Annotated in this window: 18 protein-coding genes and 1 pseudogene; 9 read left to right on the forward strand and 10 right to left on the reverse strand. The window is 68.7% G+C overall.

The window, feature by feature from the left end:
* Positions 1-138: 138 nt before the first annotated feature.
* From guaB to LOS78_RS10495, 4 genes and pseudogenes are all read left to right on the forward strand, one after another.
* Positions 139-1,587 (forward strand): IMP dehydrogenase, encoded by a 1,449-nt coding sequence (gene guaB / locus LOS78_RS10480; protein WP_028711889.1) that lies wholly within the window; start codon positions 139-141, stop codon positions 1,585-1,587.
* 65 nt (positions 1,588-1,652) lie between these two features.
* On the forward strand, positions 1,653-2,453 hold the full coding sequence (locus LOS78_RS10485; RefSeq protein ID WP_230378182.1) for a hypothetical protein: 801 nt from the start codon (positions 1,653-1,655) through the stop codon (positions 2,451-2,453).
* 75 nt (positions 2,454-2,528) lie between these two features.
* On the forward strand, positions 2,529-3,680 hold the full coding sequence (locus LOS78_RS10490; protein ID WP_230378183.1) for an RsmB/NOP family class I SAM-dependent RNA methyltransferase: 1,152 nt from the start codon (positions 2,529-2,531) through the stop codon (positions 3,678-3,680).
* Between the two features lie 58 nt (positions 3,681-3,738).
* Positions 3,739-5,783 (forward strand): annotated as a pseudogene (locus LOS78_RS10495) (ATP-binding protein).
* A gap of 18 nt (positions 5,784-5,801) precedes the next feature.
* Here LOS78_RS10495 and LOS78_RS10500 read toward each other — a convergent pair.
* A complete protein-coding gene (locus LOS78_RS10500; protein WP_230378184.1) occupies positions 5,802-6,386 on the reverse strand; it encodes a sulfotransferase family protein in 585 nt (194 codons plus the stop codon).
* 244 nt (positions 6,387-6,630) lie between these two features.
* On the opposite strand from LOS78_RS10500, the gene recA reads away from it, so the two are divergent.
* The 4 genes from recA (at position 6,631) to LOS78_RS10520 (ending at position 11,787) form a co-directional block, all read left to right on the forward strand.
* On the forward strand, positions 6,631-7,701 hold the full coding sequence (gene recA, locus LOS78_RS10505; RefSeq protein ID WP_230378185.1) for a recombinase RecA: 1,071 nt from the start codon (positions 6,631-6,633) through the stop codon (positions 7,699-7,701).
* 279 nt (positions 7,702-7,980) lie between these two features.
* Positions 7,981-10,638, forward strand: coding sequence for an alanine--tRNA ligase (gene alaS, locus LOS78_RS10510; protein WP_230378186.1), 2,658 nt, complete (start codon positions 7,981-7,983; stop codon positions 10,636-10,638).
* Positions 10,635-10,925 (forward strand): DUF1330 domain-containing protein, encoded by a 291-nt coding sequence (locus tag LOS78_RS10515; protein WP_230378187.1) that lies wholly within the window; start codon positions 10,635-10,637, stop codon positions 10,923-10,925. The genes alaS and LOS78_RS10515 overlap by 4 nt, the downstream gene beginning before the upstream one ends.
* 67 nt (positions 10,926-10,992) lie before the next feature.
* On the forward strand, positions 10,993-11,787 hold the full coding sequence (locus LOS78_RS10520) for a class II glutamine amidotransferase (RefSeq protein WP_230378188.1): 795 nt from the start codon (positions 10,993-10,995) through the stop codon (positions 11,785-11,787).
* 314 nt (positions 11,788-12,101) lie between these two features.
* Here LOS78_RS10520 and ureG read toward each other — a convergent pair whose 3' ends face one another.
* From ureG to LOS78_RS10565, 9 genes are all read right to left on the reverse strand, one after another.
* Complete coding sequence (ureG, locus tag LOS78_RS10525) at positions 12,102-12,716, reverse strand: urease accessory protein UreG (protein ID WP_230378189.1); 615 nt, start codon at positions 12,714-12,716, stop codon at positions 12,102-12,104.
* The gene (locus tag LOS78_RS10530) at positions 12,713-13,345 is read right to left on the reverse strand and encodes an urease accessory protein UreF (protein WP_230378190.1); all 633 of its coding nucleotides are present in this window, start codon (positions 13,343-13,345) and stop codon (positions 12,713-12,715) included. Before LOS78_RS10530 ends, ureG begins: the two co-directional genes overlap by 4 nt.
* 3 nt (positions 13,346-13,348) lie before the next feature.
* Positions 13,349-13,801, reverse strand: coding sequence for an urease accessory protein UreE (locus tag LOS78_RS10535; protein ID WP_230378191.1), 453 nt, complete (start codon positions 13,799-13,801; stop codon positions 13,349-13,351).
* Positions 13,802-13,820: 19 nt separating this feature from the next.
* A complete protein-coding gene (locus LOS78_RS10540) occupies positions 13,821-14,042 on the reverse strand; it encodes a hypothetical protein (protein ID WP_028711900.1) in 222 nt (73 codons plus the stop codon).
* A 121-nt stretch (positions 14,043-14,163) separates the two neighbouring features.
* Positions 14,164-15,864, reverse strand: coding sequence for an urease subunit alpha (ureC, locus tag LOS78_RS10545; RefSeq protein ID WP_230378192.1), 1,701 nt, complete (start codon positions 15,862-15,864; stop codon positions 14,164-14,166).
* 10 nt (positions 15,865-15,874) lie between these two features.
* Positions 15,875-16,183, reverse strand: coding sequence for an urease subunit beta (locus tag LOS78_RS10550; RefSeq protein ID WP_230378193.1), 309 nt, complete (start codon positions 16,181-16,183; stop codon positions 15,875-15,877).
* Positions 16,180-16,728, reverse strand: coding sequence for a HupE/UreJ family protein (locus LOS78_RS10555; RefSeq protein WP_230378194.1), 549 nt, complete (start codon positions 16,726-16,728; stop codon positions 16,180-16,182). Before LOS78_RS10555 ends, LOS78_RS10550 begins: the two co-directional genes overlap by 4 nt.
* Positions 16,729-16,737: 9 nt before the next feature.
* Complete coding sequence (locus tag LOS78_RS10560; RefSeq protein ID WP_028711904.1) at positions 16,738-17,040, reverse strand: urease subunit gamma; 303 nt, start codon at positions 17,038-17,040, stop codon at positions 16,738-16,740.
* Between the two features lie 11 nt (positions 17,041-17,051).
* Positions 17,052-17,858, reverse strand: coding sequence for an urease accessory protein UreD (locus tag LOS78_RS10565; RefSeq protein WP_230378195.1), 807 nt, complete (start codon positions 17,856-17,858; stop codon positions 17,052-17,054).
* Positions 17,859-18,055: 197 nt separating this feature from the next.
* Between LOS78_RS10565 and LOS78_RS10570 the strand changes: the two genes are divergently transcribed.
* The gene (locus LOS78_RS10570; protein WP_028711906.1) at positions 18,056-19,348 is read left to right on the forward strand and encodes an adenylosuccinate synthase; all 1,293 of its coding nucleotides are present in this window, start codon (positions 18,056-18,058) and stop codon (positions 19,346-19,348) included.
* The last annotated feature ends 11 nt before the right edge of the window (positions 19,349-19,359 follow it).

Raw genomic sequence — 19,359 nt, forward strand, 5'->3', positions numbered from 1 at the left:
GGAGCGGTCCGGCCGCGCCAGAGGGCGGCATCCGGAAATCGTCGCCAAATCGCCCCGGATCGCGCCCGGCAGGCTGGACAATCCGCTCCCCGCGTGAAATGGGAAACTGCCAAACGAACCCCTGACAAGGATGCTCCCATGCAGATTCGTGAGGCTCTGACCTTCGACGATGTTCTTCTCGTTCCTGCGGCGTCCTCGGTGATGCCCTCGACCGCCGACGTGACGACCTATGTCACCAAGCAGATCCGGATGAACATTCCGCTGCTCTCCAGCGCCATGGATACCGTCACCGAAAGCCGCATGGCCATCGCCATGGCCCAGGCCGGCGGCATCGGCGTGATCCACCGCAACCTGACCGCCGAGCAGCAGGCCGACGAGGTCCGCCGCGTGAAACGCTTCGAATCGGGCATCGTCTACGACCCGATCACCCTGACCCCCGACCAGACCATCGCCGATGCCAAGGCCCTGCAGGAGCGTTACAACGTCACCGGCTTTCCGGTGGTGGACGCGGCCGGCCGGGTCGTCGGCATCATCACCAACCGCGACATGCGCTTCGCCAACAGCGACGACATGCCGGTGCGGGCGGTGATGACGGCCGAGAACCTCGCCATCCTGCGCGAGCCCGCCGACCGGGCCGAGGCCATCGACCTGATGAAGGCCCGCCGGATCGAGAAGCTGCTGATCACCAATGCCGAGGGCCGGCTGACCGGCCTGCTGACGCTGAAGGATACCGAGAAATCGGTGCTGAACCCGCTGGCCTGCAAGGACGAGTTGGGCCGGCTGCGCGTCGCCGCCGCCTCGACCGTCGGCGACGAGGGATATGAGCGCAGCCTTGCCCTGATCGAAGCCGGGGTGGATCTGGTGGTCATCGACACCGCCCATGGCCATTCCGAGGGCGTGGCCCGTGCCGTTTCCCGCATCAAGGCGCATTCGAACGAGGTGCAGGTGGTGGCCGGCAACGTGGCGACCGCCGAGGCGGCCCGCGCGCTGGTCGATGCCGGCGCGGATGCGATCAAGGTCGGCATCGGCCCGGGGTCGATCTGCACCACCCGCATCGTCGCGGGCGTCGGCGTGCCGCAGCTGACCGCGATCATGGACGCGGCGCGCGGCGCCGGCGACGTGCCGGTCATCGCCGATGGCGGCATCAAGTTCTCGGGCGATTTCGCCAAGGCCATCGCGGCGGGGGCTTCCTGCGCCATGGTCGGCTCGGCCATCGCCGGCACGGATGAAAGCCCGGGCGAGGTGATCCTCTATCAGGGCCGCAGCTTCAAATCCTATCGCGGCATGGGCAGCCTCGGCGCCATGGCGCGGGGCTCGGCCGACCGCTATTTCCAGAAGGACGCGGCCAGCGACAAGCTGGTCCCCGAGGGGATCGAGGGTCAGGTGCCCTACAAGGGCTCGGCCGCGGCGGTGATCCACCAGCTGGTCGGCGGCCTGCGCGCCGCCATGGGCTATACCGGCAACGCCACCGTGGCCGAGATGCGCGGCGGCTGCCAGTTCGTGCGCATCACCGGTGCGGGCTTGAAGGAAAGCCATGTCCATGACGTGCAGATCACCCGCGAAAGCCCGAATTACCGCATGGGCTGATCCGCTTACCGAATCTTAATCGGTTTGCCCTAGAGGTCGTGAGGGAACTTCCTTCGCGGCCTTTCATGCTTTTCCGGGCTTTCCTTTTTCTTCTGACGCTTGGCGCTGCGGCTTTCGGCCCCGGCGGGGGCAGGGCGCTGCCTTCGGCCGATGTCTGCGAATGGGCCGCGCAGCAGGCGGCGCAGGAATATGGCGTGCCGATGGACATCATGGGCGCGCTGACCCTGACCGAGACGGGGCGCCGCCTGGACGGCGTCGTGCGCCCCTGGGCCTGGAGCGCCAATGCCGAGGGCGAGGGGACCTGGTTCGACGACCCCGCCAGCGCGGTGGCCTTTGCCGAGGATCGCGTGGCCCGGGGCCGCACCAATATCGACATAGGCTGCTTCCAGCTGAACTATCGCTGGCATGGCGAGAACTTCTCCTCGGTCGCGCAGATGTTCGACCCGCTGGAGAATGCCCGCTATGCCGCGCGTTTCGTGCGCGATCTGCATGGAGAGATGGGCGATTGGCGCATTGCGGCAGGCGCGTTCCACTCTCGCACCCAGGTCCATGCGCAGCGGTACCTGGCGCGTTTCGACACGCTGCGCCAGATGCTGCGCGACCGGGGATTCCAGGGCATGACCGGCTCGCCCGAGACCTATAACAGCTTCGCCTCGATCGAGTCCGGCCAGCGCCGGCGGGTACGGGAAAGGGTGATGCTGCTGGGGGCGCCGCTGGGCAGTCAGGTCACGGGCCGGCCCGGCTCGCTGGCGGTGCTGGCCTCGGGACGCTCGCCCCTGGGGGCTCCGGGCGGGCCGATGATCGCGGTGCGCGTCGCCTCGGGAGAAGAGGGGGCCTCGCTCTGGCGGTCCGGCCTGCCGCCCTGACGGGATTGACAAAGCACGGCCGGGGCCGTTTCTGGGCGGGATCCGCCAACCGCCGCGCCGGGGACGCAGCCAGACATGACGCCCGCCGCCCGAGCCGCCGCGGCCATCGCCATCCTTGACGGCGTTCTTGCGGGACAGGCCGCCGAGGCGGCGCTGATCCGCTGGGCCCGGGCCAGCCGCTTTGCCGGTTCGGGGGATCGCGCGGCGGTGCGGGATCTGGTCTTCGATGCGCTGCGCCGGCGGCGTTCTCGTGCCGCCCTGGGCGGCGCGCTGTCCGGGCGCGGGCTGCTTCTCGGGCTGTGCCGCGAAGAAGGCGCCGATCCCGCAACGCTGTTCACCGGCGAAGGGCACGGGCCGCCGGCTCTTTCCGCGGCCGAGCTGGCGGCGGGCCGCGCGCCGACGCCGGCAGAGGCGCTGGACCTGCCGGACTGGCTTTTGCCGCTGTGGCACGAGGCGCTGGGCGCCGCTGCCGAGCCGGTGGCATTGGCGATGCGCGACCGCGCGCCGGTCTGGCTGCGGGTCAACCTGCGCCGCGCCGATCCGGCGCGCGCCGCCGCCGCGCTGGCCGAGGAGGGGATCGCGACCGTGGCGCATGCCGAATTGCCCACGGCGCTGCGCGTCTCCGAAGGCGCGCGGCGGCTGTCCGGCTGCCGCGCCTATCGCGAGGGTCTGGTCGAGCTGCAGGACCTTTCGCCCCAGCTGGCCTGCGCGCTTTTGCCGGCGCAGGGCAGTCTGCTGGACTTTTGCGCGGGGGGCGGCGGCAAGGCGCTGGCCATGGCGGCGCGGGGAGCGGGGCCGATCACCGCGCATGACATCGATGCCGGGCGCATGGCCGATCTGCCGGCCCGGGCCGAAAGAGCCGGGGTGCGCATCCGCCTGGCCGCGCCGGGCAAGGTCGCGGGCCGGTTCGATACCGTCCTGGCCGATGTGCCCTGTTCGGGCAGCGGAACCTGGCGGCGCAGCCCCGAGGCGAAATGGCGGCTGACCCCCGAAGCGCTGCGGCGGCTGTTGTCGGTGCAGGGCGGGATCCTGGATCAGGCGGCCGGATTCGTCGCGCCGGGCGGGTATCTCGCCTATATGACCTGTTCGGTGCTTTCTGCGGAAAACCAAGGGCAAGCACACGCATTCCTTGCCCGCAATCCGGGATTCGAACCGGTCGCCGAGCGCCGGTTCACGCCGCTGGAGGCTTCGGACGGCTTCTACCTCGCCTTGATGCGTCGGCGTTAACCTCCGGTTAACCCGCATGCGCTACGCAGAGAGGAAAAGATTGGTTGCGAGGGGACTGATGATTTCGGAACGGGCGGACATCCTGCGCTCTGCGCAAATCCTGGTGCCGTTTCTGACGCTTCCCGCGCTGATCGGCGCGTTGTGGCTGGCGCTGCGCCCGCAGGACGCGCAGGGCGGCGTCACTCTTTTGACCGTCGGTGCGGCGGTGACGGCCTGGTATCTTCTGGGCGGCGCCATTTCGGCCCGTCACCTGTGGCGGGGGCTGGCGACGCGGCGCGACCTGTCCCGGCTGCTGCCCTCTGTCCTGGACCATGATCTGCCGGCCTTTGCGGTCGGGCCGGACGGGCTGATCCTGGCGCAGAATCAGATGGCGCTGGACCGGATCGGCGATCTGGTCGGCCGACCTGTTCATGATGCGCTCAGCCGCCGCCATGCCGATCCGGCCGCGTTCTGGCAGGACCTGGGGATCGGCCTTTCCCGCAGCGGCAGGGTCCGCGCCGATCTGGGCGAGGCGGGCGATTATATGGTGACCCGCCAGGCGGGCTCGACCGTCCAGCTGTGGCGGGCCGCCGCCCCCGAGCTGCCGGCACTGCCCGCGCCGGCGCCGCCGCGCAGCGACATCGACGATTTCGATCTGCTTCCGGTCTCGTTGCTGATCCTCGACCCCGCGGCGAATATCCTCCGCGCCAATGCGGCCGCCTGCGACCTGCTGGGGGGGGGGCGGTCGGGGGACAGAACCTGGCCGCACTGCTCGACGGGCTCGGACGCGAGATGGGCGATTGGGTGGCGGATGTCGGCGCGGGACGGACGATCGGCGGATCAGAGGTGCTGCATGTTCGGGCCGAGGGCCCCGACCGGTTCGTTCAGGTCTCGCTGACGCGCGGCAAGGGGGATCACGTCACCGCGGTGCTGTCCGATGCCAGCGCGCTGAAGACGCTCGAGGCGCAGTTCGTGCAAAGCCAGAAGATGCAGGCGATCGGCCAGCTTGCCGGCGGCATCGCGCATGACTTCAACAACCTGCTGACCGCGATCACCGGGCATTGCGACCTGCTGATGCTGCGCCATGACAAGGCCGATCCGGATTACGCCGATCTGGACCAGATCAGCCAGAACGCCAACCGGGCGGCGGCGCTGGTGCGGCAATTGCTGGCGTTTTCCCGCAAGCAGACGCTCAAGCCGCAGATCATGGACCTGCGCGACACGCTTTCGGACCTGACGCATCTGCTGAACCGGCTGGTGGGCGAGCGCATCGTGCTGACCTTCGATCACGATCCTTCGCTGCGGATGATCCGCGCCGACCGGCGCCAGCTGGAACAGGTGATCATGAACCTGGTGGTGAACGCCCGCGACGCCATGCCCGAGGGCGGCGACATCACCATCTGCACCGACAATGTCCGGCTGGAGAGCCGCGCCGCCTGCGGGCGCGCCACCTTGCCGGCCGGGGATTATGTCCGGGTCCAGGTCCGCGACCAGGGCTGCGGCATTGCCGCCGATGATCTGGCCAAGATCTTCGAGCCCTTCTTCACCACCAAGCGCACCGGCGAAGGCACCGGACTGGGACTCTCGACCGCTTACGGCATCGTCAAGCAGACCGGCGGCTATATCTTCTGCGACAGCGCGCCGGGCGAGGGCAGCTGCTTTTCTCTGTTCTTCCCGGCGCATGACCGCCGCGATGCCGAAGAGGTGCAGCAGCAGTCCCCGACGGCTGCGATGCGCGCGCGTCGCGAGGTCGAGGCGACCGTGCTGCTGGTCGAGGACGAGGCCCCGGTGCGCGCCTTTGCCAGCCGCGCCTTGAAATTGCAGGGGTTCAACGTGCTCGAGGCGGCCTGCGCCGAGGATGCGCTGTCGCTGCTGGCCGATCAGCGCCTGGAGGTGGATGTCTTCGTCACCGATGTGGTGATGCCGGGCATGGACGGCCCGGCCTGGGTGCGCACCGCGCTGCGCGACCGGCCTGACACCAAGGTGATCTTCATGTCGGGCTATGCCGAGGACATCTTCTCGGAGGGCCGTCCGCCGGTGCCGGATGCCGCCTTCCTGGCCAAGCCCTTCTCGCTTTCGGACCTGACCGCGCTGGTGAGCCGGCAACTGGGCGGCAATCGCTAGGTCGCCGCCGGGCCGGGATCAAAGCGAATCGTAAAGCGCGAAATCCGCCGCCATCACCTTGCGCAGCCCCGCCTCCTGTTCGGGGTTCAGGCTGACGTCGACCGTCGGCGGCACGTTCACCCGCGGCAGGCTGATCGCGCAATCCAGCCGGTCCTCGAGGAAATGGGTAAAGGTTTCCATGTCCTCGTAACGGAAGATGCGATCGACACGATCGGCTTCCGTGGTCAGGAAGGCTGCCTGGCTGCCCACCCGCGCCACCTCCGGCCCGTCGGGATCGGCATAGGCGCTGGCGAAATCCGCGAAGCTGACGCCGATCATGGGGTGATCGGGATCTTCGTCATCGTCGCGCAGGCGAAAGCGATACCAGCTGCGCAGCCAGCCGATCGGCTCGCGCATCAGGGCGATGGTGGTGAATTTCTCGCCGGTGGCCGAATGCAGCCAGGGCTCTATATGGCGCCGATAGGTCTGCAGGTCGGCATGTTTCAGCGCGGCCGGGCGCTGGACGGCGACATTGGCCAGGGCCTCAAGCGCGGATTCCACCGCGGTGGACCCGGCCTTGGGTGTCGCGAGGAAGACCAGCCGCCTTTCCCAGAAGATCAGCATTTTCCAAATACTTTCAGCCGTTGCGGCATGTGCGCCGGGATAGCCATCCGCCCTGCGGCTGTAAACCGTTTCTTAATCCTTTCGCGGCAGTCTGGGGCAGGAGGTCGCGATGCGGTCTCTGATTCGCCAACCAGGACTTGCATTTCGGCGCAATAGGGCGCAGATAAGAACAACCCGTGAACAAAATGGCGGGCGGGCGCTGATTGCCCCGGATGGCGGGGTGTGAAATAAGCATGAGGACCGCATGGCAGGGGCAACACTTTTCGACATGAACGACAAGCGATCCGCAGACAAGCAGAAGGCGCTGGACAGCGCGCTGGCCCAGATCGAACGGCAATTCGGCAAGGGCTCGATCATGAAGCTGGGCGCCGACAGTCCGGTGGCCGAGATCGAGGCGACCTCGACCGGCTCGCTGGGGCTCGACATCGCCCTGGGGATCGGCGGCCTGCCCAAGGGCCGGATCATCGAGATCTTTGGCCCGGAAAGCTCGGGCAAGACCACGCTGACGCTGCATGTCGTGGCCGAGGAGCAGAAGAAGGGCGGCGTCTGCGCCTTCGTCGATGCCGAACATGCGCTGGACCCGCAATATGCCAAGAAGCTGGGCGTCAACCTGGACGAGCTCTTGATCAGCCAGCCCGACACCGGCGAACAGGCGCTGGAGATCGTGGATACGCTGGTGCGCTCGGGCGCGGTCAGCCTGGTCGTGGTCGATTCGGTGGCGGCGCTGACGCCCAAGTCCGAGATCGAGGGCGACATGGGCGACATGCAGATGGGCAGCCAGGCCCGGCTGATGAGCCAGGCGATGCGCAAGCTGACCGCCAGCATCGGGCGGTCGAACTGCATGGTGATCTTCATCAACCAGATCCGCATGAAGATCGGCGTGATGTTCGGCAACCCCGAGACCACCACCGGCGGCAACGCCCTGAAATTCTACGCCTCGGTGCGCCTGGATATCCGCCGCACCGGCTCGATCAAGGACCGCGACGAGGTGGTCGGCAACTCGACCCGGGTCAAGGTGGTCAAGAACAAGGTGGCGCCGCCCTTCCGCCAGGTCGAGTTCGACATCATGTATGGCGAGGGCATCTCGAAGGTCGGCGAACTGATCGACCTCGGCATCAAGGCCGGCGTGGTCGAGAAATCGGGCAGCTGGTATTCCTATGGCGATGAGCGCATCGGCCAGGGCCGCGAGAATGCCAAGCAATATCTGCGCGACAATCCCGACGTGGCCTATGCCATCGAGGACAAGATCCGTGCCAGCCACGGCCTGGATTTCGGGGCTACGGAGGATGGCGACGAGGCGCTGACCGAGGATTGATCCCGGATCGACCCGGCGGGCATCGGTGGCTTCCGACAGGACTTGCATGCGGTGCGCAGGGAAGTTCCCGTGCATTTCCATCGCCAAGGGGGCTTTGCCCCCACGCCTCACGCGCCCCTCGACGGGGCGCATGAGGCGCTCCCCCAGGATATTTGCCCAAGAGAGATGCCGGGAGGCCGCCCGGCCATGCGGGATTGCTGGACAGCCGCCATGGCTGGGGCTAGACCGGGCGGCAAACCGGTTCTGGCCGGAAAAACCGCTTTGCGATGAAGGCCCGATATGCCCAGCTTGAATGAGATCCGCTCAACCTTCCTGAACTATTTCGAACGCAACGGCCATCGCGTCGTCGACTCGAGCCCGCTGGTGCCGCGAAACGACCCGACGCTGATGTTCACCAATTCGGGCATGGTGCAGTTCAAGAACCTGTTCACCGGCGTCGAGACCCGGGACTACAAGCGCGCCACCACCGCGCAGAAATGCGTGCGCGCCGGCGGCAAGCACAATGACCTGGACAATGTCGGCTATACCGCGCGCCACCATACCTTCTTCGAGATGCTGGGGAACTTCAGCTTTGGCGACTATTTCAAGGACGGCGCCATCCCCTTTGCCTGGGAGCTTCTGACCAAGGATTTCGGCATTCCCAAGGACAAGCTGCTGGTCACCGTCTATCACACCGACGACGAGGCGGCGGAGATCTGGAAGAAGGTCGCGGGGCTTCCCGACGACCGCATCATCCGCATTCCGACCAGCGACAATTTCTGGCAGATGGGTCCGACCGGTCCCTGCGGCCCCTGCACCGAGATCTTCTATGACCACGGTGAGCAGATCTGGGGCGGTCCGCCCGGCAGCGCCGATGAGGACGGCGACCGCTTCATCGAGATCTGGAATCTGGTCTTCATGCAGAATGAGCAGTTCGAGGATGGCTCGATGCGCGCGCTCGACATGCAGTCGATCGACACCGGCATGGGGCTGGAGCGGATCGGTGCGCTTCTGCAGGGCAAGCATGACAATTACGACACCGACCTGATGCGGAGCCTGATCGAGGCCAGCGCGCATGCGACCAGCGCCGACCCGGACGGTCCCGGCAAGGTGCATCATCGCGTCATCGCCGATCACCTGCGCTCGACCAGCTTCCTGATCGCCGACGGGGTGATGCCCTCGAACGAGGGGCGCGGCTATGTGCTGCGCCGCATCATGCGCCGCGCCATGCGGCATGCGCATATGCTGGGCGCCAAGGACCCGGTGATGCATCGGCTGGTGCCCTCGCTGGTGCGCGAGATGGGTGCCGCCTATCCCGAGCTCGGCCGCGCCCAGGCGCTGATCGAGGAGACGCTGAAGCTGGAGGAGACCCGCTTCAAGCAGACGCTGGACCGCGGCTTGCGGCTCTTGGACGACGAGCTCGCGAAGCTGCCCGAGGGGGCGAACCTGCCGGGCGAGGCGGCGTTCAAGCTTTACGACACCTATGGCTTCCCGCTGGACCTGACCCAGGACGCGCTGCGCGAAAAGGGCCGCGCGGTCGATACCGCTGGCTTCGACGCCGCCATGGCCGAGCAGAAGGCCAAGGCGCGCGCCGCCTGGGCCGGCTCGGGCGAGACCAAGGATGCCGCGATCTGGTTCGACATCGCCGAAGAGCACGGCGCCACCGAATTCCTGGGCTATGACACCGAGATCAGCGAGGGCCAGATCCTGGCCCTGGTGCAGGACGGCGCCGCGGTGGATGCGGCCTCCGAGGGCCAGCAGGTGCAGATCGTGGTGAACCAGACGCCCTTCTATGCCGAAGCCGGCGGCCAGGTCGGCGATACCGGCCTGATCAAGACCGAGACCGGCGCGGCGCGCGTCACCGACACCAGGAAGTCGGGCGGCGTCTTCATCCATATCGCCGAGGTGACGCTGGGCAGCATCCAGCGCGGCCAGGGGGCGCAGCTTTCCGTCGATCACGACCGCCGCAGCGCCATCCGTGCCAACCATTCGGCCACGCATCTGCTGCACGAGGCGCTGCGCCGCGCCCTGGGCGAGCATGTCGCGCAGCGCGGCAGCCTGAACGCGCCCGATCGGCTGCGCTTCGACTTCAGCCATGCCAAGGCGATGACCCCCGAGGAGCTGGCCCAGGTCGAACGCGAGGTGAACGATTTCATCCGCCAGAACAGCCCGGTCGAGACCCGGATCATGTCCCCCGACGATGCCCGCGCCCTGGGCGCCCAGGCGCTGTTCGGCGAGAAATACGGCGACGAGGTGCGCGTGGTCTCGATGGGCGAGCTGGCGGGCTCGGGCAAGGGCACCGGCGGCCAGACCTATTCGCTGGAGCTGTGCGGCGGCACCCATGTCGCGCGCACCGGCGATATCGGCATGTTCGCCCTGACCGGCGAGACCGCCTCGGCCGCCGGCATCCGCCGCATCGAGGCGCTGACCGGCCAGGCGGCGATGGACGAATTGCGTCGCGTGGACGCCGAGCTTTCCGAAATCGCCGGCATCGTCAAGGCGCAGGCCGGCGACGTGGTGAACAAGGTCCGCGCCCTGGCCGATGAGCGCAAGGCGCTGGCCAACGAGGTGGCGCAGCTCAAGCGCCAGCTGGCGATGGGCGGCGGGTCCGAGGACAAGCCCAAGGACATCAACGGCATCAAGCTGATCGCCCGGCGCGTCGAGGGCGTGACCGGCAAGGAGCTGGGCCCGCTGGTCGATGAGATGAAGTCGCGGCTCGGCTCGGGCGCCGTGGTGGTGCTGGCCGAGGCGGACGGCAAGGCGACGGTAGCGGCGGGCGTCACCCCCGACCTGACCGGCCGGATCAGCGCCGTCGAACTGGTGCAGACCGCGACCGCGGCGCTGGGCGGCAAGGGCGGCGGTGGCCGTCCCGACCGCGCCCAGGGCGGGGCGCCCAGCCTTGCCGCGGCCGACAGCGCCATCTCGGCCGTTGAAACCCTGATCGGAGAGAAAGCATGACCGCCTTGTGGATCGCCCATGTGACCGTGACCGACTCCGATGCCTATGGCGAATATGCCCGGCTGGCGGGGCCGGCGATCGCCGCGCATGGCGGGGTGTTCCTGGCCCGCGGTTCGCGCTACGTGCAGCTTGAAGGCAAGGAGCGCGCCCGCAATGTCGTGGCGCGCTTCCCCAGCGTCGAGGATGCGGTGGCCTGCTACCGCTCGGCCGAGTATCAGGCGGCGCTGGACCATGCCCGGGATGCGGCCGAACGCGACCTTGTGATCGTGGAAGAAAACCCCGCCTGAGACTTTTTGGTGATTCGTCAGGCTTTTCGTGCTAGCCCTAGGAAAAAGCGCGGAAAGGGGCAGGATAATGTGCCGCTGGGCAGCCTATGTCGGCAGTCCGATCTATCTTGAGGATGTCATCTGCCGGCCCGGCCATTCGCTGGTCCGGCAAAGCCACGGGGCGACCCGCTGTCACACCCCGGTCAATGCCGACGGCTTCGGCATCGCCTGGTATGGCGAGCGCGAGGAGCCGGGCCTTTACCGCGACATCATGCCGGCCTGGTCGGACAGCAACCTGCGCAGCCTGACCGCCACGGTGAAATCGCACCTGTTCCTGGCGCATGTGCGGGCCTCGACCGGCACGGCGACCAGCCGCAACAATTGCCATCCTTTCGTCGTCGGCAAATGGTGCTTCATGCATAACGGCCAGTTCGGCGGCTACGACGGCTATCGCCGCCATGCCGAGGTGCTGATCCCCGACGAGCTCTATCCGCATCGCAAGGGCGCCACCGACAGCGAGGCGCTGTTCCTGATGGCCCTGGGCGAGGGGCTGGAGGACGACCCCGCCGGCGCCATGGCCCGCGCCACCGCGAAATTCGAGGCACTGGCCCGGCAAAAGGGCGCGGCGCCGCATGTGCGGCTGACGGCGGCCTTCTCGGATGGGACCAGACTCTATGCCCTGCGCTATGCCAGCGACGAGCATGCGCCGACCTTGTTCCACCGCTGGTCCGACACGCGCGGCGGCCGCGCGGTGGTCTCGGAACCGCTGGAGAGCGACGAAACCGGCTGGCTGGAGGTGCCGGCGCAAAGCTTCTGCATCTTCGACGGCGCCGAGGTGACGATCACGCCTTTCCGGCCGGGGCCGCTGCGCGCCGTCGCCTGAGCCACGAAACCCCTCCCGAAAGTCGGCGCCATCCGCCTTGCGGCGGCCCGGAACCCGGCGGCTGCTTGCCCCGGCCGGAAAGGCGTCGCAGCCGGTCGGCTGTGCCACGCCGGACCTCCTCCGGAGGCGGCCGGTAACCCGCGGCGATGGGAATGGGGCGATGGGAATGGGGCGATGGGAATGGGGCGATGTCGGCCAAGGCCGGCCGGTGGCCGGGCGCCTTTCTCCGGTCTCTTCTCTGTTGCCCAAATACCCTCAGCCACGGTGCAGGTGCAGCGTCCGTGCCGTGCTCGCGCGGCCGGATCGTTCACGGGTCAGCGCAGGGCCAGCCCGCCCTCGCGCACCAGGAAATCCACGATCTCGCGGACCCCCTTGCCATGCCGCAATTGCGCCATGACGAAGGGCCGCGTGCCCCGCGCCGCCCGTGCATCGCCTTCCAGCAGCGCCAGATCCACCCCGACATGCGGCGCAAGGTCGGTCTTGTTCACCACCAGCAGGTCGGATCGGGCCAGCCCCGGCCCGCGCTTCCTGGGGATGTCCTGCCCGGCGGCGGTGTCGATGACATAGATCGTCAGATCGGCGAGCTCGGGCGAGAAGGTCGCGGCCAAGTTGTCGCCGCCCGATTCGATCAGGATCAGCGCCAGCTCGGGGAAGGCGGTGCGCAGATCGGCCACGGCGGCCAGGTTGATGCTGGCATCCTCGCGGATCGCGGTATGCGGGCAGCCGCCGGTCTCGACGCCGCGGATGCGCTCGGCCGGCAGCACCTGGGCGCGCATCAGCGCCTCGGCATCCTCGCGGGTATAGATGTCATTGGTGATGACCGCCATGGACAGGCGCGGCGCCAGCGCCCGGGCCAGCTGTTCGGTCAGGGTGGTCTTGCCGGCGCCGACCGGGCCGCCGATGCCGACGCGCAAAGGTCCGTTCATCATGTGCGGAAGATCCTTACCTCCAGGGTTTCATGCCGCATCGCCGCCAGATCGGCGCCGAAGCAGCAGCTTTCCAGCCGGTCGCGCCCGGCCGTCGCCGCTTCGGCCGCAAGCGCGGCGATCAGCGGATGCAGGCGGGAAAGCGCCGCCTGCGCCTCGGCCTGGCCCAGCGGCAGGAAGCGCGTCGCGGCCGAGATCAGGTTCGCGGCGAAGGCGTGCAGGTAATGCGCGATCACCTCTTCGGCCGGCAGGGTCAGCCGGCGCGCGGCCTCACCCACCGCGACGGGCAGCGGCCGCGCCGGCAGCGTCGCGGCCGACAGCGCCGAGACGGTGGCGGCAAAGGCGCGGCCCTGGTCCGCGGTTTCCGCCAGCCGCTCGGCCGAGCCGGACAGCGCGCGGGCAAGATCCGCGATCTCCTCGGCATCCTCGCCGCGCAGCACCAGCGCCAGCAGCACCGCGTCGAGCCAGCCGCCGCCATGGCGCAGCACATCCGCGACCCAGTCCGAAACCGCATCGGCGTCCCGCACGCCCTCGGCCATCGCCTGTTCCAGCCCGTGCGAATAGGCGAAGCCGCCGGTGGGGAAGGCCGGCGACAGCCATTGGATCAGCGACAGGCGGTCCAGCGCGGACATCGGCTAATGCGCATGGTCCTGGCCCATGGTGCGGCCATGGCCATAGGCGCCGCCCTCGGGGGCAAAGGGCGCCATGGTCGGGGTGATGCGGGCGCCGAGGCCGCGCAGCATGGCCTCCAGCACATGATCGGCGCGGATCAGCAGGTGGTCGGGCTCGATCTGGCAGGGGGTGTGGCGGTTGCCGATATGCCAGGCGAGGCGGGGCAGCGGCCCCTCGATGCGCAGGCAGGGCTCCAGCGCGGCGGCGATGCCGACCAGACGCCCGTCTTCCAGCTGCAATGCGTCGCCGGGATCAAGGCTGACCGTCTGGGGCAGGTCGACCAGAAAGGACAGCCCGCCGCGCGAGGTCAGGCGCTTGCGGCGCAGGAAGCGGCCCTCGTAGTCGAGGACCACCGTGTCGTCGGCAGGGGTCGCGCGCAGCACCGCGACGGCCCGCAACGGCAGGGGCGCGCTCATCGCGGCGCCCCCTTGCAGGTCAGAACCAGATGCGGTCGCTGAAGACGTAATGCACGATCCGGTCGCGGGTGATGCCCATCCGGGCCAGTTCGGCGTCGGATTTCGCCTCCAGCGCCTCGATCTCGGCACGGCGCGAATGCTTCTCGATATAGGCCTCGGTGCCGCGCGCGAACCGCTTGAGGAATGCGTCGAACAGTTCCGGCAGGCGGGGCGAGAAGATGTTGGTCGAGATGGTAGCCATTGGAAACCCTTTCGGTATTGGCGAATGGTTTCCTCCCCTGGCGTCGAATGTAGGTCTGTTTCGCGGTCATCACCATGGCTTCTTTTGCAATGCTGCATTGCAGCGGGGGCGTAAGCGGCTTTCAGAACAGGAAATATCTTTGCGCCAGCGGCAGTTCGGTGGCGGGCTGGCAGGCCAGCAGCTCGCCATCCGCCCGCACCTCGTAGGTTTCGGGGTCCACCTCGATCAGCGGTGTCGCGTCGTTCAGCCGCATGTCGGCCTTGCCGATGCCGCGCGTATCCCGCACCGCCACCGCCGCTTTCAGCATCCCCTCGGCGCAGCCGGCATCCAGCCCGGCCCGGCTGACGAAGGTCGTGCCCGAGGCATGCCGCGCCCGGCCCATCGCGCCCCACATCGGCCGCATATACATGGGCTGCACCGGGATCGAGCCGTTCGGATCGCCCATCTGCGCCCAGGCGATCATGCCGCCGACCAGCACCATTTCCGGCTTGGCGCCGAACATGGCGGGGTCCCAGATCACCAGATCGGCGCGCTTGCCCGGCTCGACGCTGCCGATCTCATGGCTGATGCCATGCGCGATGGCGGGGTTGATGGTGTATTTCGCCACATAGCGCCGGGCGCGCAGGTTGTCGTTCTGGCCCGTCTCTCCGGCCAGCCGCCCGCGCTGCAGCTTCATCTTGTGCGCGGTCTGCCAGGTCCGCGTCACCACCTCTCCCACCCGGCCCATGGCCTGGCTGTCGGAGGAGATCACTGAAAAGGCGCCCATGTCGTGCAGGATGTCCTCGGCCGCGATCGTCTCGCGGCGGATGCGGCTTTCGGCGAAGGCCACGTCCTCGGGCACGCGCTTGTCGAGGTGATGGCAGACCATCAGCATGTCCAGATGCTCCTCGACCGTGTTGGCGGTAAAGGGGCGGGTCGGATTGGTCGAGCTGGGGATGACGTTCGGCGCACCGACCAGCCGGATGATGTCCGGCGCATGGCCGCCGCCCGCGCCCTCGGTGTGGAAGGCGTGGATGGTGCGGCCCTTGATCGCCGCCAGCGTGTGCTCGACAAAGCCGGATTCGTTCAGCGTGTCGGTATGGATCGTCACCTGCACGTCCATCGCATCGGCGACGGTCAGGCAGCAGTCGATGGCGGCCGGGGTGGTGCCCCAGTCCTCGTGCAGCTTCAGCGTGGCGGCGCCGCCGCGGACCATCTCCTCCAGCGCCTCGGGGCGCGAGGCATTGCCCTTGCCCGAGATCAGCATGTTCACCGGCACCGAATCCATCGCCATCAGCATCCGCCGGATGTGCCAGGGCCCCGGCGTGCAGGTGGTGGCCAGCGTGCCATGCGCCGGGCCGGTGCCGCCGCCCAGCATGGTGGTGATGCCCGAGGCGATGGCCTCCTCGACCTGCTGCGGGCAGATGAAATGGATATGCGCATCCATGCCGCCGGCGGTGACGATGCGGCCCTCGGCGGCGATGATCTCGGTGCCGGGGCCGATCACCAGCGTCACGGCCGGCTGGGTATCGGGATTGCCGGCCTTGCCGATGCCGTGGATGCGTCCGTCGCGCAGGCCGATATCGGCCTTGTAGATGCCGGAATGGTCAAGGATCAGCGCATTGGTGATGACGGTGTCCATGGCCCCCTCAGCGTGGCTGGCCTGCGACTGGCCCATGCCGTCGCGGATCACCTTGCCGCCGCCGAACTTGACCTCTTCGCCATAGGTGGTCAGGTCGCGCTCGACCTCGATGACGATCTCGGTATCGCCCAGCCGCAGGCGGTCGCCGGTGGTCGGGCCATACATCTGCGCATAGTCGCGGCGGGAAATGGTCAGCGCCATGATCCTCTCCTCAATCCAGCGGGCCCATGACCGCGCCGTTGAAGCCGTATACCGCGCGGCGGCCGGCAAGCGGGATCAGCCGCACCTCGCGCCGCTGGCCCGGCTCGAAGCGGACGGCGGTGCCGGCGGCGATGTCCAGCCGCATGCCGCGCGCCGCCGCCCGGTCGAAATCGAGCCCCGGATTGGTCTCGGCGAAATGGTAGTGGCTGCCGATCTGCACCGGCCGGTCGCCGGTATTGGCGACCATCAGCGTGATCGCCTCGCGCCCGGCGTTCAGGACGATCTCGCCCTCGGCCGGAAAGAGTTCGCCCGGGATCACGGCAGCACCGCCAGCGCGACGCCCGCCGCCGCCGTTGCCGCGCCCAGCAGGCGCGTGGCGCCCAGCCGGCCAAGCGCGATCCCGGCCAGATGCAGCGCCGCGGTCGCCAGCACGAAGCCCGCCGCATAGGCGGCAAGGCCCGAGGCCGGCCCCTCGGCCCCATGCGCATGGCCGTGCATCAGGCCGAAGACAGCCACCACCGGCAAGGCAAAGCCCAGCGAGGGCCGCAGCGCCAGCGCCACGGCAAGGCCGAGGATGACGGACGAGGCCAGGATCATCGGCTCGACCGCCGGCAGGGGCAGGCCCGCCACCCCCAGAGCGCCGCCGGCCAGCATGGCGGCGACGAAGCATAGCGGCAGCGCCCAGAGGCCCCGCCGGTCCGCCGCCGTCGCGGCCCATAGCCCGACCGCGACCATCGCCAGCACATGGTCGGTGCCGCCCAGCGGGTGCATCCAGCCCTCGGCGAAGGGCGCGGCATGGCCGACATGGCCGGGATGGGCAAAGGCCGCCGTCGGCATCAGCAGCAGGGGGAGGATAGGTTTCATGGCAGCCTCTCAGCGGATGGGATCGTGGACGGTGACCAGCTTGGTGCCGTCCGGAAAGGTGGCCTCGACCTGCACGGAATGGATCATCTCGGGGATACCCTCCATGCATTGCTCGCGGGTGATGACATGGGCGCCGGCCTCCATCAGCTCGGCGACCGTGCGGCCGTCGCGCGCGCCCTCGACCACGAAATCCGAGATCAGCGCGATGGCCTCGGGATGGTTCAACCTGACGCCGCGGGCCAGCCGGGCGCGCGCCACCATGGCGGCGACCGAGACGAGCAGCTTTTCCTTTTCGCGGGGACTCAGGTTCATCTAGGCTTCCTTCAGATTTGCCAGACGCGGGGCAGGGGGCCGGGCCGGATCGCCCGGATCAGCCGCATCAGCGCCTGCCGCAGCTCCCAGCCATCCGGGGCCATCAGCCGCGCCACGAGCTTGCCGTCGAAGGCGCTGGCGGCGCCGTCCGCGCCAAGCGCATCCCGCGCCCGCCCCAGGCGGTCGGCGGCGTCGGGGGCCACCAGCACCAGCGTCGCAAAGGCGCGGCGTCCGGCCAGCATCGCCGGCCCGCATCCGGCCAGTGCGGCATCGGTGATGCGCAGGTTCTCGACAAAGACCGGCCGGCCGTCGCGGCTGATGCGGCGCCGGTCGCTCAGGTCCAGCCGCGTCACCGTCTCGCCCATGGCCGCGCGGCCCAGCACCAGCACCTCGGCCCAGAGGCAGCTGGCCGAGCCGGCCAGCGCCACCTCCTGCTCGCGCACCAGCGCGGCGCGGTCGAACAGGATCGTTTCCTGTGGCAGCAGGTCCAGATGCGCGCCGTCCGCCACCGCATAGCGCGCCCGAACCCCCGCCCGGCCTGTCACCGAGCGATAGGCGCGTTCGGCCGTCTGGGTCGTCACCACCAGCCGCGTGCCCGGCCCTTGCCCGACCGCGATCTCCATCCGGTCGCCGCCGGTCAGCCCGCCCGAAGTGTTCAGCAGCACCAGCTCGCAGCCCCCTGCGGGCGGCAGCATGGCCTTGCCGCTGCCGGACTGGTGCAGCCGCTCCAGCCGGGTCGTGCCGCTGCGCAGCGCGAATCCGGCGCGGACGCGCCCTTGGGCGCGGGGAAGCTGGCAGGGGATCGTCTGGTGCAGCATCGGGACCTCTTTGCCCGAAGCATCGGCAGAGCCGCGCCGCGACTGCAAGGAAAGGCACCAGATCCGCCGGCCCGATCCCCGATCTGCGCGAAATCTGGGCAGGCTGGACATTTCGCAGGCAGGGCGGAATGCGCTTCCCCCCAAGGGCTTCGGCCATTATACGGTTCGCGGCATTCATGACCGCAAGGGGAAGCACAATGGCCAATGTGGTGGTCGTCGGCGCGCAATGGGGCGACGAGGGCAAGGGCAAGATCGTCGACTGGCTGTCGGAACGCGCCGATGTGATCGCGCGCTTCCAGGGCGGCCACAACGCCGGCCACACGCTGGTCATCGGCAATCAGGTCTTCAAGCTGTCGCTCCTGCCCTCGGGCATCGTGCGCAAGGGCAAGATGGCGGTCATCGGCAACGGCGTGGTGCTGGACCCCTGGTCGCTGTTCGCCGAAATCGACAAGCTGGCTGCGCAGGGGGTCGAGATCAGCCCGGAAAACCTGATGATCGCGGAAAACACCCCGCTGATCCTGCCGCTGCACCAGGACCTCGACAAGCTGCGCGAGGAAGCCGCCGGTGCCAGCAAGATCGGCACCACCGGCCGCGGCATCGGTCCCGCCTATGAGGACAAGGTCGGCCGCCGCAGCATCCGCGTCGCCGACCTGGGCGACGAGGAGACGCTGGACTCGCGCCTCGACCGCCTGCTCGCCCATCACGACGCCCTGCGCCAGGGCCTCGGCGCCGCGCCCATCGACCGGGCGGAGCTGCGCGCCAGGCTGCTGGAAATCGCCCCGAAACTGCTGCAATACGCCCAGCCGGTCTGGAAGGTGATGAACGACTACCGCAAGGCCGGCAAGCGCATCCTGTTCGAGGGCGCGCAGGGCAGCCTGCTCGACATCGATTTCGGCACCTATCCCTATGTGACCAGCTCGACCACCATGTCGGGCATGGCGGCCAGCGGCACCGGGCTCGGCCCCTCGGCCATCGGCTTCGTGCTGGGCATCGTCAAGGCCTATACCACCCGCGTCGGCGAAGGCCCGTTCCCGACCGAGCTCGACGATGCCGACGGCCAGCGCCTGGGCGAGCGCGGCCATGAATTCGGCACCGTCACCGGCCGCAAGCGCCGCTGCGGCTGGTTCGATGCGGTGCTGGTGCGCCAGACCTGCGCCATCTCGGGCGTGGACGGCATCGCGCTGACCAAGCTCGACGTGCTGGACGGCTTCCAGACGCTCAAGATCTGCACCGGCTACGAAGTGGACGGCCAGCATTACGACCACCTGCCCACCGCCGCGGCGCTGCAGGCCCGTGCGAAACCCGTCTACGAGGAGATGGAGGGCTGGCAGGATTCGACGCAGGGCGCGCGCAGCTGGGCCGACCTGCCGGCCAATGCGATCAAATACGTCCGCCGCATCGAGGAATTGATCCAGTGCCCCGTCGCGCTGCTCTCGACCTCGCCCGAGCGCGACGATACCATCCTCGTGACCGATCCCTTCGCGGACTGATGCGGGCTGAC

Origin of the sequence: Paracoccus sp. MA (assembly GCF_020990385.1) — a bacterium.
Lineage (GTDB): Bacteria > Pseudomonadota > Alphaproteobacteria > Rhodobacterales > Rhodobacteraceae > Paracoccus.